Origin of the sequence: Carboxylicivirga longa (assembly GCF_050589825.1) — a bacterium.
GTDB lineage: Bacteria > Bacteroidota > Bacteroidia > Bacteroidales > Marinilabiliaceae > Carboxylicivirga > Carboxylicivirga longa.
On the sequence record NZ_JBNGOZ010000033.1, the window covers coordinates 14,593 to 29,205 of the forward strand.

The window sequence follows — 14,613 nt, forward strand, 5'->3', positions numbered from 1 at the left end:
TTAGCTTAACCAAAGTTTTTGATTCTTCGATAATTTCACCATTAATTTGGCTTTTAGTTTTTTAAGGTATTCATCCAACTGTTCTTCAGTTTCAATGGTCGTTGGAGCCATCTCCGCAGCAATGGAAACATCAAGACTTTCTACCTTCTTTTTTCCAGTCTTTTTAGCTTCTTCTTCATCCTTAAATTCTTGCAGTTTTTTGAAGTTTTCTGCTTTAAAGTCATTGGCTCTAAGTTGATGTATTTCCAGTTGTGATATTTCAGTTTCCTTTTCTATCTTCTGTAAATAAAATTCAGAATTTGTAGTAAGGTTAGCCGCATCAATGCCCAATTCTTTTTGTCTGGATGCTATTTCTTCAAAAATTATTTCATATGTGTTTACCACTTCCGCTTTTAAAGAGTTAAGACGTTTTTTTATAGCATCATTCAACTCTTTGTAAGCTTTTTTCATTTGAGGGAACTTATCCCAAGGCTCATGGTCTAGCTTCAAGTATTCCGCTAAATCTTCAGCTCTTACCGCAAGCGTTTCATCAAGGGAAGAGAAGTTATTTTTGTTAGCATCGGCAAAGTTTGCTATTTGCTCATAGGACTTAAAATTGTGTTCAATAAATTCCTCTACATACATGTATGTATCTCGAGCTTGCTTTAAATTATCCTTTTGTGCAATAGTTTGTTCAGCTACCTGCTCAGGATTACGAGCATTGTATATCTCACTTAAGGAACGATGATAACTTTTTAAATGAGACGCAAATGGATATGCTTCATATTCATCCTTTAATTGATTTATGTTGGTTAATTTAGGTTGTAAACCCTTTCTGAAACTTTCTACCGCTACCTTAAAATCAGAAGTATTAGAAGGAATCAATGTTTCAGCAAATATTTCATTGTTTACCACATGAATGAAATTATTGATTTCATCCTGTGAGTGTACTTTTTCTTTATGAATAGTAATTGCATCACGCTCACGAGAATTTAAAGCCTTATCAGCATACGTGGCAAAATCAATTTCCTCGTTTCGCCACTCAAATCTCCTATGACCTTTTTTGGCAATTCTTAATAGAATATCCAAGGTGCTTATATCCTTCCATCCATACGGAGCTTTTTCAAATGATTTTACAACATCTCCTACAACCGGAGCTTCGCCCATTAAAGTTAATTTGTTATTCAACTCTTCTTCGGCTGGAGCTAAGTCGTTATAAGTTTGACGTTGTGTAGATTTTGCATTACCAATTAAGTCGGCATTTGATTTTGCATAGCCATTGCTTAAATTGTGTTTGCGATAAACACTTTCCATGTGCCGTTTAATCATTTCATCGAAACGAGCTGCCGGGTTGTTTCCATTTAGCTCTTCGGCTTCAAGAACCTGATTGTTTGAAACTATTGGAGTTTTAAGAAAGGCCTTTTCAAAACGCAGTACTACTTCTTTCAATAATAGTTTATTAGTTTCCCTGAAATTATTAAGCGTTTCGGTTCTTGTTCCGGTAGCAGATGAAGAATTTAAACGGATATATTTCTGAGTTCGTACGTATTCCAGTATTTGCCCTTTTAAATCATTGTCGTTCTTAAGCCATTCACTAATACCTATAACCATATCATTGGATGGTATTGCATGAGCTAAGTTTTGAATATCAGAAGTATCATAAATAGAGAACTTCACATTGAATTCACCTGTTCTAAACTGCTCCTTATCGTCAATATTTAAAGAGAATTTAAAGTTTTTATTTCCGAAAGAAGTAACCGAAGGATTTGGTTTGATGGTTTTATTAATAATATCATCAAAAATATAGTCTAACCTGTCCTGATTGGTGACCGGAGTGCTTTTGATTAAGTGAGCTACTTCAATTTCATCTTCTTTAAGGAAGCGGTACTTACCTTCAGAAACCTGTATGATATTTTTGGTTACCAGAACATCTAGTACTTTTTGGATTTCAGTCTGCATCTCCATTTTAGCAGTATCAACTGAATCCATAAGAAGTAATGCAAGGTTTTCAATATTAGCCGGGAAGTTAACGCTTTGCGATTCACCCAGATTTGAAATCATGAATAAAGCATTTACAACTCTGCGAGAAAACTCATCGGTTTTAACTTGTTCAATATGGTAGGCTCTATCTAAGATACCTCTGGCATGGTGGGTTAAGTTCTTTTCAAGCTGTTCGTTGAAAAACAAATCGAATGGCACAAAATAACCAACATCACTATCCTTACATAGGTTGGCAGTATAGTGAGTAATACCAAGAATTGCCCTTTCGGTATTTTTTACACCTTCACCTACATAACCAACGTTGCTGAATGATTCAAATACATCAGAAATAAGTCTGAACTGATAGGGTATAAATGGATAGGTTAGGGTAAAATCATCTCTATCACCATAATTTTCGTAAAGGTCATGGTCAAATACAAATTGATTTTCGATTGCACCTTTATTGTCTTTGTAAAAGTCATTAAGTGAACCAATACCATCCGAATTTTTATCTAAAACCCTTTTCTTAGTAATAAAGGCTGCATCCTGACTTTCCAATGAAATTCTTGTTTCGAAGCGAGCAAGGATTTTACCAAAATCTTCTGTTTTATCATCGGTATTATCAATTAGTCGAGATAAATCCTGTTGAGCTGTACAAACAATCCAGACTTTAGGGCCGATTTGGGAACCAATTTCTTCTACAATGGTTTGAAGATTCAAAAGTAAAGAAGTATTAGAACCAATGTATTGAGAAACTTCATCAATTAAAAATAGCAACCTATAACTCTCATCCTTTGTGGATAGGAAGTCTTTTAGTTCTTCAATAAGGAACTTGATTGTAAAATCTTTATTCTGATTTAGGATACCAGACTTTAAGGATTCTTTATCAAGCAACGGGTCGAACTTTTTAGCAATGTCAATAACCTCATTGAGATACATCTCAACAAAATCAATCTGATTGCCATCCCATTCTTCTTTTAAGGTTGCTTTAATCTCTTTTTTAAATTGATCGAATTTACCTTTCTTATCAAGTGGTTTCTCTAGGTATAAAGCCAAGGCAATATTTGAATCGTTATAGCCTCTATAAGCATTTAACTGGTTTAAAAGAACACGAGTAATTCGGTCTTTTTCGCCATGGTTATCGGACACAGCATCTATATTAAAGATGATTTCAGCAATATCCAGCTTATCTAGTTTATTTTGAAGATTAGTTACAAGGCCTAAGTTTGGCTCATCCAAAGGGTCAACATTCTTAACTGAATCTTTAAAATTTTGGAAGGCGTTATCTCTATATTTTTCATTCAAACAGTAAAACAAATATTTAATGAAGTGAGATTTACCACTACCGTAATAACCATTAATCCAAACTCCGGTATTCGCTTCTTCAGTTTTTTTACCGTTAGGTTTAGTTTTTGGGAAGGCAATGGCCTTTAAAAACGAATAAACATTTTGGGTAATGCCACCTTTCCCTGTAGTAAAAATATACTCATCAATTTCTTGATTAATATAGTCCTCATTCATTTGACTTACTACTACAGCAGGAGCAATTCTGCGGCTTATGTCCTTGTCATATAATTCTTGAATCTTCATCTATATAATTGTTTACTGTCTTTATTTGGTTAATTCTCCTAATTGTCTGTTTAAATAATTTGCCCGATACAAATTATCATCGTCTAAAATGCCAAATAGACTATACTTTGCATCTTTGTACTCACCGGGATAAAAAACGATTACTTTAAAATCCTTAATGAGTTGTTCTGTTTTCTTTAATAATTCAGAAGTTCTCAGGTAAGGAAATGAACTTCCAAAACCATAAAGAATTAGGTAAACCTTTTTCTCCGAATCACTTTGGAAGTGGTTTTTAACTTTTTGGGTGAAATACTTTATAAATTTATCTGATTGAAGTTTGTTTCGAACCCACAAAAAAGCTCTTTCAGGGTCTTCCTGTTCCTTCTCAAGTACTGAATCAAAAATTGATTTACCTGCAAAAGTTTCCGACTTTAAGAACTCAATTAGTTCGTGATAAATATTCATAACCAAACAATCTAAATAATGATTCGGTCTTTTAAGTTTTTCAATAAGCAAACCTATCTGTTCACGTATTTCATATTCTTGCTCCGGTGGATAGGTGTAGATGTATGCCGGGAAAAATAAATTTCCAGTCCTTGGTTCTTGGAAGCCACGGTCAGCCATCAAGTCATATATCTTGTCAACATTTATCATTATCCAATAATTTCTTGTCGTTCGTTTTCATTTAACAGCAATATCTCAAGTAACCAACTATCACCATTAATCGCAATTTGCTTCAAAATTTCAGGCTTGAATTCTTTCTTTTGTAATGAAGTTCCAGAAAGAATCCCTACTTCAGATAATATTTTAATAGTAGAAGCAGCAATATTACCTAAGCTTTTTTCAGTAAATGAAATAATATCTGGTTGTGTGTCTGATAGCTTGTAAAGGAAAGACTTGAAGTCATAAGAGGTAACTTCGTAGTCCATATTTTGCCATTTTTTCACCACCGTATCAATAATAAAATCTGGTATTAGTTGATAGGTCTTACAAACTGCATAAAAAAGAATTAGGTTCTTATCATCATCATCACCCGCTAAAAATAGTTCAAGAAATATTGGTTTTTCAAGTGACATTATCCTTTTTACCACCTCTGATAATATTCGCTTTTTTGAGGATTCTGAATTAGTTGGAATAATGTTATAATCTATTTTCTCTTCTCCTTTAAAGAAAAGTGAAAAGTCATTAATTTCATTTATTACTAAATCAGCTTCCTTTAGAAGCAAAGACCAACTACTATATCCTGTCCTATATCTATTTGTCACTTTCGTCCCCTTTCTCAATCTCATTATTATTAACCAAAAGCTCTTTTGCTTCCACCTGTAATAATTCTGCAATCTTATACAGAACCTCAAGTGTTGGCTGTCTTCTGTTTTGCACATACGAATTAACCATATTGAAACTCTTACCAAGCTTATCGGCTAACCATGTTTGCTTAATTCCCTTCTCTTCAAGAACTTCTTTAATCCTGTTCATTTGAATCAGTTTATCTTTTTCAAAGTTTGATTCACAAATATATCACAATATATGAGATATAAATGCGAAATGAATGTTTTTTGAAGAGGTAAAATATTATTTGAGCTGATTATCTGGTTGATGCAACCTAATTATAGGACTTTGGGTACTTATCTTACTTAGATTTTGATATGTTTCTATTTACTAGTAAGATACGGAGTGTATAAAATTAAGTTCTTTCCAAGTACCTAAGTACTTACTTAGTAACGATTGACAAATAGCGAGAATTATTAAGTAACCCTAAGTAATGTCAAGTAACCTGATAAAACGAATGAAGTTGATATAACTCTTTAGTATTTAATATATAATCCTGTTCTAAGTATTATAAGTTACCTAAGTAACCGAATCTGTAAGAAGATTTTGTGTTTTAAGAATCTGTTCCAACTGCTTTTCAATCTCACCCAATAGAAAAACGAGAGCTTCTTCATAAGAAACCCTCGTTTTGCCTATAAGATTGAATGTACTGTTATTGCCTTTTTGCACTTTCCAGATTAAGATTAAGTTGGTCGAGATAGAATACAAATGCAGTAGTACTTGTAAACTTCTTGTTGCCATTTTCATCGTATTCCTGCATTCCGCTTTTAGCATCAATCTTTTTGAAGCTCACTTTCTTGGTATCGCAAATAAAAGATGGACTGTTTTTAAGATAGTATTCAACCGTAGCTTCCGGGAGTGGTTTATCGCCTTCTCGTAATGCCTGAGATTTATATAATCCGAACACCCGGCTTACTGATAATAAAAGTATATCCTGTGGTTCAGGAAGTACAATTTCACTTTTTTGCCATTCGCCATTTTGCTTAAATGTTCGGTTAATCCTGTCCATATACATTACCTTGTAATCACCACCTTCAAAAAGCATGTTGGAGCTGATAAGGTATTGAACAGTTTTCCAGAACACACCCAAATCATCGTTACGAGCTGTTTCTTTGTTCTGAGTAGTCATCATCTTTACAAACAAGCGAATGATTTCATCAAAATTAAACGGCAGCTCTACTATTCTAGCAACCGTAGCATAAGCCGATGCAATGGTAAGCCAGTTATTAAAAATCCGGGTTTCAATGGAAGTATCACCTAGCAGTTCCCGAAACTTCTCACTAATGGCACTTACCGTTTTGTTGTAATGTTTAGAAAAAGCTTCCCGGTGCTTTAGCAATTGATGGGTAATTTGAGTTAAACCCTGCTTGTTTATTTTTTCCAGTTCGTGAAAGGCTTGTTCTTCTTCCTGTGAGAATACTGTTTTTGAGAAACCCAATGCTACAAAGCGACTGAATAAAGCGATATCGGCTGTAGCGATTTGCTGACCACAGACAATAATGCCCTGATTTACTTTTGATGTTTCTTTCTTTTTATCCTTGTCCATGTTCATCCGGGTACGTCCGGTTTTATCCCAGAATCCTTTAAGTAGCTCACGTTTTTCCATTTCAAGGTCGTTCCGGTATTCATCCAGAACACAAACAGCATTGGCACTTGTAGCTACATGGTCGGCAATGGATGGTTTACTGGAGTTATGAAGGTTGGGTACTTTTCCTTTCTTGCCGAACATATATAGAATACTTTCTGCACAGGTATTTTTACCAGAACCTTTCTGGCCATACATATTCAAGATGGGAAACTTATCAAAGCGTTTGGCTACCACATCCATAAACAAACAGGCAAAGTAAAAAGCTAAGGTTACTATGCCATTGTCACCAAATACAGCCGTATATTTTTGAGCGTATTCATAAAGCGTAACATTGCCTTCGTTATGAATGAAATGGCGTTCAAATTCAAACAGGGTATCATCATCAGAATAGATTTCAGAACAGGCTGGAATGTAGTAGTAGCGGTCTGTATGTTTTACAATACCGTAGCGGTCGGCTTTTATAAATTCATCGCCATTGAAAATGCCATTTCCCCAACAAAAGAAACCTTCACGCTGCCAACCTAATTGTGTAATCTCCTTACAACTCTTTGTCTTTTCATAAAGCCATGCTTTGAGTTTGTTGAGTTCGCTTTCTCCACCAGTCCACAAGAAATTGCCCAAGGATTCGATTTGAAGTTTAAAGTTGGTAATACTCACCAAATCCCTTTGCGGTAGTTCTACAATTTTGGTCAGGTTATGCCTGTTCTTTATCTCATATAATCGTTTAGCATTAATGGTACTCTCAATATGAAACAGGGGAGACATAACAAAATTGGAATGCGTTACAAAGTCATCGCCTTTCTTATTTCGGAAGACATAGCAGTTATCTTCCACATAAAAGCCCCAACGGTTAAAGTCGTTTAAGCTCACATGCTTGGGAATAGTGTAACGCTGATTATTTTGAGGCTCGTCCTTGGTGAGTTCCTTAAGGGCATCCTGCCATGCTTTCTTGGGCTTAATGTGTTCGGTACAAAACTCAACATACACTTCCTGTTTGCTTTTGTCATAGTTGGCAATCAGTTTTGATATACGCTTAATGGCTTCCGATTTAAACACCGGATCGGAGGTGGACTTTTGAGCATATTGAGCCGTTTTAAAAATGATATAATCGGTTTGCTTCTCGTTGTACTGAAGAAATATCTCTTTTGAGGTAAACAGTGTATCCGGGTCTTGTTTCTTAGGTAGGATAATTACCGATACATGAAACTGGTTTTTAATCAGTATTTCAGCATTCCGGTCTGTGGCTCTTAATCCGGCACTGTCACCATCGTATATCAGGGTAACTTTATTAGTATACCGCCTTAATAGTTTTGCTTGTGCTGCCGTTAATGCAGTACCACAAGTTGCTATTGTGTTGGTAATACCTATGGAATGCATTCGTAATACGTCAGGATAACCCTCCACTATATATGCCCGGCCTTCTGATTTAATGGTAAATCTTGCAGCATTTAAAGCATACAATTCATTTCCTTTTACATAGATACAGCTCTCTGGAGTATTCAGGTATTTTACTTTGGAGTTTTCACTCAAATCACGTCCGGCAAAAGCGATTGTTTGACCTCTGGAATTTGAGATTGGAAATACCAACCTATTACGAAAGAAGTCATAAACACCCTTGTCGTTACTTTTTAAAACACCAATCTCTTCAAGTATTTCTGTTTTTACGCCATTCTTTCGGGCATAAGTGAGTAGTGCATTACCATTGGGAGCATAACCCATACTTAAACTATCATTGTCTGGAGTTACCAGATTACGTTGTTCAATGTACTTTTTTGCTTCCGTGTTGGATAGGTTTTCTGTAAAGAAACGCTCCACTATATTACAGGCTACCTGCATACTTTCTATGTGCCTGTATTTAGCTTGGTCGAAGTTGGAGCTTTTCTTCCATTCAAAATCCAAGTTCAGTTTCTTAGCACCAATTTCAACTGCTTCCTTAAAGTCAACTCCTTCGTGTTCCTTAATAAACTCAATAGCATCACCGCCTTTATCACACCCAAAACATTTGAAGATGCCCTTTGCCGGATTCACACTAAAGGATGGTGTTTTTTCATTGTGAAAGGGACAGCAAGCAGTAAAACTGGTTCCTGCCTTTTTGAGTTCAATAAAATTGGAGATAACGCCATGAATATCACCGTTAATCTGTTCTATTATATAATTTGCATCCATCATCTACCAGTCTTTACCTGTGAACATTTCCCTATTCGTACTATCTAAGCACATAAAGAACTCATAGATATTTCCCCGGTAACTATAAAACTTATCCAAAAGGTGATAGCCCATAGATGAACCCCATATTTTGAGAAATAATTCCTTTAGTTCTTGGTGTGAGGCATCAATCATTTCCTGCACCTTTAGTCCATCAAAAGGAACAGAATTGAAACCATGTTTTTCGTAAAAGCTTCTTACTCTGTTATCGAAGTAAAAAAGCTTGGAGACTGTATTAGAAGGTAATGATATTACTGACATATAAATCGTTTTTAAAAGTATAGAAAAGGTGGAGCTGCCCTTGTTCAACTCCACCGTAACCATATACTATCTATCAAGGGTGGTTATTAATTCTCGAATATCGTTGGGAGAAAAGCAGAGTGGCATTTTCTCATTCATCGCTGCCGTTAACTCTATTCTGGCCATTGCGCTTTCTTTCCAATTAGGCAGCATGTAAATAGTACTGCTACTTTGAAGAAAACTTAATCGAAGACGAACATTTTCAGACCAGATAAGCTTATCCAGTTCTTTGGCTTCTGGAGTTATAATTGTGCAGCCCAAATCAAACAAGTTGGCTTTTAATCTTTCTAACTCTTGCTTGTTAGTTTCGTAATTGATTCCGGAGAGGTAAACTACCATTCATTCAAAATTTTTAGAAGTTAAGGACACGCATTATTATTTTCCTTTGCCTTGAAAACTGTTGATACGCTTCTTGTATTGGTCACAAAGCTCATCTACCGATTGTGCTGTACTTCTTACTATCCGGTTTTCAAGTAATCTCTTTACTTCAGAAATTGTGTAATAAGCCTTACCTGCTAAAAGAGAATAAGTGATTTCACCATTGGTTCGTAAGCGTTGCAAAGTGCGTTGACTAATTCCCAGATAAGTGCATACATCATCACTGTTAACCCATGCGTCATCTGGATTTACCTTTTGTTGATGTATGTCTATTAGTTGAGAAAGAGAATCTATCTTGTCTACAAGAGCCTGATAGGCTTCGGATTCAAATGTTATAACGTTCATGCTCTGACTGTTTTTGTTCAGGGCAAATGTGACAACAAGGAAAGTTTTTAAAGGGCTACTTACCTAGCAAGTGGCGCAACTTTTATTATAAAACGAGCATTTTTTCATTAAACTTACCTGCTAATGTATTCAAGAAATAAGCTCGATTATCACTGTTATCCTGCGGTTTACGAGCTGCTATTTTATAAAGTTCCTGATGATAATTTTTCAAATCAACACCAAATAATGCCCCAAAATGCTCAACTAAATTTTGTAGAGTAGTGGTTCCTTTATTGATGCATCCAACTTCTTTTAATGCACAAATGAGTTCTATCAGAGAGCGCTTGTTGGTCGTCCAACGCATTGTATTAAATTGTGTACCATTAAGCTCTGGTGTTTCTGTGGCAATCTCTGGATACATGGTTAAACTCTCTAATTCAACACCTATGTATTGAATCATATTATCTAAGAAATACTGTAAATGACCGTTCTTATCAGCGTTTTGTTGTTTGAACCATTGCACGGTAAATTTTAAGTGATTAAGATTTAGGTATGTTTGTTTCATATTATGCTGCTCATAACAGCTGACAGCTATCAGATGTCCCCATTCTTTTATTAATCTTTCAAATTCTGTAATACTGACCTGCCCTCCCTTAAATTTCTGCTCCACCTTTCTAATAAATTTTTCTGTTTCTTGCTCCATTTCTATTAATAAGTATTGTTAAACTTCAAGCCATCATTATGGCTTTTGCAAATACTTATTACGAAAGTGAAACAGGTTCATTTTACCATATACTTAACAAAATATTACATTGACATTCCAATAAAAAAATGTAAATTCGAACCTGAAATATTGTAGGACTTGACGAGTTTTTGGCTTAGTTAAAAAGTAGTGGCTAAATCGTGACTCATTCAAAAGACAAGATTATAAAACATTGATATATAGCAATATTAGGGAGAAGGTTCACAAGCCCCTCTCTCCGCACAGTATTATTTCGGGGTGTAGCGCAGTCCGGTTAGCGCACCTGGTTTGGGACCAGGGGGTCCCAGGTTCGAATCCTGGTACCCCGACAAAAACAACAAAAGCTCATAAGTCGAAAGATTTATGAGCTTTTGTTATTTTATGGTAGTACTAAAAAATCCCGGCGATAACCGGGATGTAGCTACATTAAAAATGCATAGATAATAGGAATTGCTATCCCTATTAGCAAATACCATTTGCCGCGCCCAAGGATACCTTTGCGGCCTTTAACCATAAACAAACCTGAGATGGCAAAAAAGATGAGGGCGAAGGCAAAAATGTCTGCTAGTAAAGTCCATCCGCCCACACGGTTATAGTGCAGTTTATTAATGAAGTGGATAAAAGGCTTCTTCTGATGATGCTCGTACAAAACCTCACCATTGGTACTTCTATAAACACCAATGCCTCCATCGAGCATAAGCCGATAGTGTTCCTCATCGATGGGTAATACACGTTTAACAGCCGGTAAGTCATCGTGCTGCTCCCAGGCACCCATCAGGTTAGCTGCTGAAAGATTCTGTGCTAGCTGCACAGTGTTTTCTATGGTGTGGTAGGCAGGGTCGGTTCCATCCATATGGTTGAGTACATAACCCGATATTCCATAGATAATGGTGATACCCACCATCAGAAAACCCAAATCGCGGTGGATGATGCGCATCCATTTTCTAATTGCTTTATTCGACCACTGCATACTTTACCCCTTCTACAAAATAAATGGCATAATGATCTTTGTTGTTAGCCTTCATCCATGCTCGCATATCATTAATGTTGTTCATTTCTGTGGCACAGGTTTCAGCCGTACCATCTTCTTTTGCTTTCTCCTGTACTTCATGCTCCATTTGATTGATGTATTCCTTGGACAGGCGACGTGCCTTGAGGGTGCCTTCTACCTCGATGGTGTTGCCTACCAGGTCGCGGTTAAAGCCGGTTATTTCACCACCTGCCTCAACGCGAATGGTGAATTGCTCGTTGTCGCCTACTAAAAAGCAGCGTTTGCCCGAGTGTTTGCAGGTGTGTGTTACATGTCCTTTTACTTTAATGGCTTGATCCACCAATTCATCGGCCTGCGCCAGTAACTTATCAACCGACACTGATTGAAGCACTGTTGAAGATTGTTTGTTCTTATCACTTTTTTTAGCCGGGCTGTTGCATGCCAACAGTAGACTGCATACCATGGTGGTAAAAAGAATTTTTCTCATTGTGTGTTTCATTTTAGTTTGTTGTAATGTTGGGTGCTATCATTTCTGATGGCTTCCCAAAGCTATATAATATGCTTTAATAAGTTTCAGATTTACCAAATTATTTGTAATCATAAGCAGCATCTTAACATCCGTTTAACAGGGGAGTTGGATGGTTGGATTCTTTGTGTAAGCCTATGTTGAGGAGTTTAATGAGGACCATGGTTTTACTCAAGACATGAAAAACCCGCCGAAGCGGGAATGGTTAATGGGAGACTGTTAAGGCTTACTTACAACTATTTTTGCAGGCTGATTATCGCAAGGTCATAGTGCTCATCAAGCCTTTGTTCCTTTAGTTCCAGACTTAATAGTGCCTTGCGCTGCTGCATCATCTTATTCATTTCGTCACGCATGCCCAGTGCTTCGTAGTTTTTTGCCTTCCAAAAAGCCAATGAAGGATCGTTGGGCAAATAAACGGTGGCTGCTTGTAGCTGTTTAAGCGAATTGTTGTAAAAGCGCTCTGATTTGCGTTGCTTTTGCGCATCGGTTAAAAATATGTCTCTGGCAATTTTTTTGCCTTCATAATACCGCTTGGTGGCTGCCATATAATGGTCTCGCGCAATGGCATTGAACGATCGGTTATTGGGGTCATCAAAACGCACATATACACGCTTTTCCATTGGTGAAGGTTGGCCGTTTACCTCGCCGGGTCTCCATAAGCCGCGGGTTTTTTTAATACAGTCGATCACGGCCTTATCCAGGTAATGATTTACAGAATTGGCCACCACAAAGTTAGATAGTTTTCCGTCTGCGTTAATGGTGAACTCTATGGCTACTGTTCCTTCCGGCAGATAAAATTTGTTTAATCCTTCTACCGATAGGTTTTGCTCCAGGAAGCAGCAAATGGGGGCTTTCTTTATTTCTACTTTTGTTTGTTCAAGATCAACTCCTTCGAATTGAGGGGGCACTACTTGCTGATCACTCAGCATAATGTTTCCGCTTTCTTGCGCTGTTAGCGCAATCATGGCGAAACTCATAGCCAATGCTAGCATCGTTTTTTTCATGGCACGCAAATTTTAATGAGTAAATGGTTAATGGGACGAGTACATCTAAGACCTGATCTAATGTACATAGCACAAGGTAGGTCTATTGGTGCAGCTATAATAAATGTTCAGGTTGCAGATAATAGCAGTGCCAGCATTAATGGTGATGCAATCTAGTTCTAATGTTGTATGCGAAGACACAGGTGTTGCAGAACTTGTATTATTCAGGTTGCAGAATTTATTCTGGGATGTAATTTAGTTGCATTTTTTGCATCAGGAGGGCATATCTGGGGTCTTTTCTTATGTTTTTGGTGTGTGGAAAATAGTTTAGGTAGGCACCTGGAAATATACGTGACTCAATAGCGGTGTTTAAATATTCAAAGGCGCGGTCGTTAAAGCCCAGGCAGGCTGCCAGAAGTCCCATGTAGCAGGGGTTAAGCTCCTGGTTTTCCTCCAACTGAGTGAAGCGGTACCAAATCTCCAGGGCTTTTTCTTTTTGTCCGCTTTGCACATAACAGTAAGCTTTCATGGTTTCCCAGTGTGGTGTTTCGGGTAAGCGATCGTAGCAGGTATTGGCCTGTCTGAACTGTTTTTTATGAAGGTTGCACCAGCCTAGTATGAGGTTGCCTTGTTCCGATGTATTATTAAGTGTTAGTGCTTTTCGGGCTGCTTTTTCTGCTTTTTCGTAATTTGCATAATGGCAATATAGTAGCCCCAGCCATGCATGATAGGCCGGCGATAGAGGCTCTAGGTAGGTAGCCAGTTTTGCATGTTTAATGGCAGCATCCATATCCTCAAATAAGATGTGATACCAGGCATAATGGGCGTGGGCGATGGCATTGTTCGGATTGGCAGCCAATGCCCTTTTAAAAGCCTCATTAGAAAGTTGCCAGTTCCAGTCGTGGTAGAGATGCAGTAATGCCAGTGCTGTGTAGGCCTCGGTTAACGAGGGGTCGAGTTTAATGGCCTTGTTGGCAGCATTGACGGCTCGTGCGAAGGATGCTTCTGAATCGACCTGTCCGTGCCCCAGTGTGGCATAGCCTAAAGCCAGACCGGCATATGCATACGGATCTCCTGGATCCAACTCAATGGCCGCTTCCATGTAAGCAATGCCTTTTTTGTACCACTGTTCACTGCCCTGATGGAGGGCGTACATACCTCGCAAGTATGCCTTGTATACATCGGGGTTAATGACTCGTTTCTGTTCTTTCTGCAGGCGTTCAGCACGGGAAGGTCGTGTCCTAAGCGAGCGTGCTACCTTTTGTGCTACCGCTTTCTGCATGCTTATTATGTGCGCCAGTTGGTCGTGATATTCATAGCTATCCATCAGCTGATTGCTGGAGCGTGCATTGCTCAGTTCAAGTATCAGGTGAATGCTATCACCTACCGATAATACAGATCCACTAAGTATATAGCGCACATTCAGTTCAACGGCAATGTCTGTGTTTTGCATTTTGGTGCTTTTGTAATACCGGGTTGATTCATGGGAGATAACGCGTAGTTTCGATATTCGGCCCAGTTCTCCAATGAGAGCGTGGTGCATGCCGCTAAGTAGGTATTCATTATCGGTGTTACCTGTCAGGTTTTCCAGTGGCAGCACGGCAATCGATGGTTCTTGGTATATTGGGTGAATGATAAATATATAAAGCATCGTTAGTTTGTGGTTTACTAAATACGTATCAAAGTAAATAGTTAAACATGATTATTTACTTTAGGTAT

General features: G+C 37.6%; 13 protein-coding genes and 1 tRNA gene. 1 reads left to right on the plus strand and 13 read right to left on the minus strand.

Annotated features, from left to right (window positions below):
• The 9 genes from brxC to ACRD7A_RS18305 all read right to left on the minus strand — a co-directional run bounded on the left by brxC (position 1) and on the right by ACRD7A_RS18305 (position 10,355).
• Positions 1-3,549: a BREX system P-loop protein BrxC gene (gene brxC / locus ACRD7A_RS18265; protein ID WP_430812839.1), complete on the minus strand. Its 3,549-nt coding sequence runs from the start codon at positions 3,547-3,549 to the stop codon at positions 1-3.
• A 21-nt stretch (positions 3,550-3,570) separates the two neighbouring features.
• Positions 3,571-4,182: a BREX protein BrxB domain-containing protein gene (locus ACRD7A_RS18270; protein WP_430812838.1), complete on the minus strand. Its 612-nt coding sequence runs from the start codon at positions 4,180-4,182 to the stop codon at positions 3,571-3,573.
• Positions 4,182-4,793, minus strand: a complete 612-nt coding sequence (locus ACRD7A_RS18275; protein ID WP_430812837.1) for a BrxA family protein — start codon at positions 4,791-4,793, stop codon at positions 4,182-4,184. Before ACRD7A_RS18275 ends, ACRD7A_RS18270 begins: the two co-directional genes overlap by 1 nt.
• Positions 4,783-5,004: a helix-turn-helix domain-containing protein gene (locus tag ACRD7A_RS18280; protein WP_430812836.1), complete on the minus strand. Its 222-nt coding sequence runs from the start codon at positions 5,002-5,004 to the stop codon at positions 4,783-4,785. The genes ACRD7A_RS18275 and ACRD7A_RS18280 overlap by 11 nt, the downstream gene beginning before the upstream one ends.
• 505 nt (positions 5,005-5,509) lie before the next feature.
• Positions 5,510-8,614: a DNA primase gene (gene dnaG, locus ACRD7A_RS18285; RefSeq protein WP_430812835.1), complete on the minus strand. Its 3,105-nt coding sequence runs from the start codon at positions 8,612-8,614 to the stop codon at positions 5,510-5,512.
• Positions 8,615-8,911: a hypothetical protein gene (locus tag ACRD7A_RS18290; protein ID WP_430812834.1), complete on the minus strand. Its 297-nt coding sequence runs from the start codon at positions 8,909-8,911 to the stop codon at positions 8,615-8,617. It abuts the gene before it with no gap.
• A gap of 66 nt (positions 8,912-8,977) precedes the next feature.
• The gene (locus ACRD7A_RS18295; RefSeq protein WP_143302296.1) at positions 8,978-9,289 is read right to left on the minus strand and encodes a DUF4406 domain-containing protein; all 312 of its coding nucleotides are present in this window, start codon (positions 9,287-9,289) and stop codon (positions 8,978-8,980) included.
• A 36-nt stretch (positions 9,290-9,325) separates the two neighbouring features.
• Positions 9,326-9,673 carry a helix-turn-helix domain-containing protein gene (locus ACRD7A_RS18300; protein WP_430812833.1) on the minus strand — a complete coding sequence of 116 codons (348 nt, stop codon included), beginning with the start codon at positions 9,671-9,673 and terminating at the stop codon, positions 9,326-9,328.
• A gap of 85 nt (positions 9,674-9,758) precedes the next feature.
• Positions 9,759-10,355: an RteC domain-containing protein gene (locus ACRD7A_RS18305; RefSeq protein WP_430812832.1), complete on the minus strand. Its 597-nt coding sequence runs from the start codon at positions 10,353-10,355 to the stop codon at positions 9,759-9,761.
• 293 nt (positions 10,356-10,648) lie between these two features.
• Between ACRD7A_RS18305 and ACRD7A_RS18310 the strand changes: the two genes are divergently transcribed.
• A tRNA-Pro gene (locus ACRD7A_RS18310) sits at positions 10,649-10,723 on the plus strand.
• 92 nt (positions 10,724-10,815) lie between these two features.
• On the opposite strand, the gene ACRD7A_RS18315 is transcribed toward ACRD7A_RS18310, so the two are convergent.
• The 4 genes from ACRD7A_RS18315 to ACRD7A_RS18330 all read right to left on the minus strand — a co-directional run bounded on the left by ACRD7A_RS18315 (position 10,816) and on the right by ACRD7A_RS18330 (position 14,545).
• Positions 10,816-11,364 carry a PepSY-associated TM helix domain-containing protein gene (locus ACRD7A_RS18315; protein WP_430812831.1) on the minus strand — a complete coding sequence of 183 codons (549 nt, stop codon included), beginning with the start codon at positions 11,362-11,364 and terminating at the stop codon, positions 10,816-10,818.
• Positions 11,348-11,872 (minus strand): hypothetical protein, encoded by a 525-nt coding sequence (locus ACRD7A_RS18320; protein WP_430812830.1) that lies wholly within the window; start codon positions 11,870-11,872, stop codon positions 11,348-11,350. The genes ACRD7A_RS18315 and ACRD7A_RS18320 overlap by 17 nt, the downstream gene beginning before the upstream one ends.
• A gap of 275 nt (positions 11,873-12,147) precedes the next feature.
• A complete protein-coding gene (locus ACRD7A_RS18325) occupies positions 12,148-12,915 on the minus strand; it encodes an energy transducer TonB (RefSeq protein WP_430812829.1) in 768 nt (255 codons plus the stop codon).
• A 217-nt stretch (positions 12,916-13,132) separates the two neighbouring features.
• Positions 13,133-14,545: a tetratricopeptide repeat protein gene (locus tag ACRD7A_RS18330; protein WP_430812828.1), complete on the minus strand. Its 1,413-nt coding sequence runs from the start codon at positions 14,543-14,545 to the stop codon at positions 13,133-13,135.
• Positions 14,546-14,613: the final 68 nt, after the last annotated feature.

Excerpts from the sequence above, each read along its gene's own strand:
- ACRD7A_RS18300 (WP_430812833.1), bottom strand. The coding sequence starts at position 9,673 with ATGAACGTTATAACATTTGAATCCGAAGCCTATCAGGCTCTTGTAGAC.
- ACRD7A_RS18295 (WP_143302296.1), bottom strand. The coding sequence starts at position 9,289 with ATGGTAGTTTACCTCTCCGGAATCAATTACGAAACTAACAAGCAAGAG.
- ACRD7A_RS18325 (WP_430812829.1), bottom strand. The coding sequence starts at position 12,915 with ATGAAAAAAACGATGCTAGCATTGGCTATGAGTTTCGCCATGATTGCG.
- ACRD7A_RS18330 (WP_430812828.1), bottom strand. The coding sequence starts at position 14,545 with ATGCTTTATATATTTATCATTCACCCAATATACCAAGAACCATCGATT.
- ACRD7A_RS18315 (WP_430812831.1), bottom strand. The coding sequence starts at position 11,364 with ATGCAGTGGTCGAATAAAGCAATTAGAAAATGGATGCGCATCATCCAC.
- ACRD7A_RS18320 (WP_430812830.1), bottom strand. The coding sequence starts at position 11,872 with ATGAGAAAAATTCTTTTTACCACCATGGTATGCAGTCTACTGTTGGCA.
- ACRD7A_RS18290 (WP_430812834.1), bottom strand. The coding sequence starts at position 8,911 with ATGTCAGTAATATCATTACCTTCTAATACAGTCTCCAAGCTTTTTTAC.
- ACRD7A_RS18280 (WP_430812836.1), bottom strand. The coding sequence starts at position 5,004 with ATGAACAGGATTAAAGAAGTTCTTGAAGAGAAGGGAATTAAGCAAACA.
- dnaG (WP_430812835.1), bottom strand. The coding sequence starts at position 8,614 with ATGATGGATGCAAATTATATAATAGAACAGATTAACGGTGATATTCAT.
- brxC (WP_430812839.1), bottom strand. The coding sequence starts at position 3,549 with ATGAAGATTCAAGAATTATATGACAAGGACATAAGCCGCAGAATTGCT.
- ACRD7A_RS18270 (WP_430812838.1), bottom strand. The coding sequence starts at position 4,182 with ATGATAAATGTTGACAAGATATATGACTTGATGGCTGACCGTGGCTTC.
- ACRD7A_RS18305 (WP_430812832.1), bottom strand. The coding sequence starts at position 10,355 with ATGGAGCAAGAAACAGAAAAATTTATTAGAAAGGTGGAGCAGAAATTT.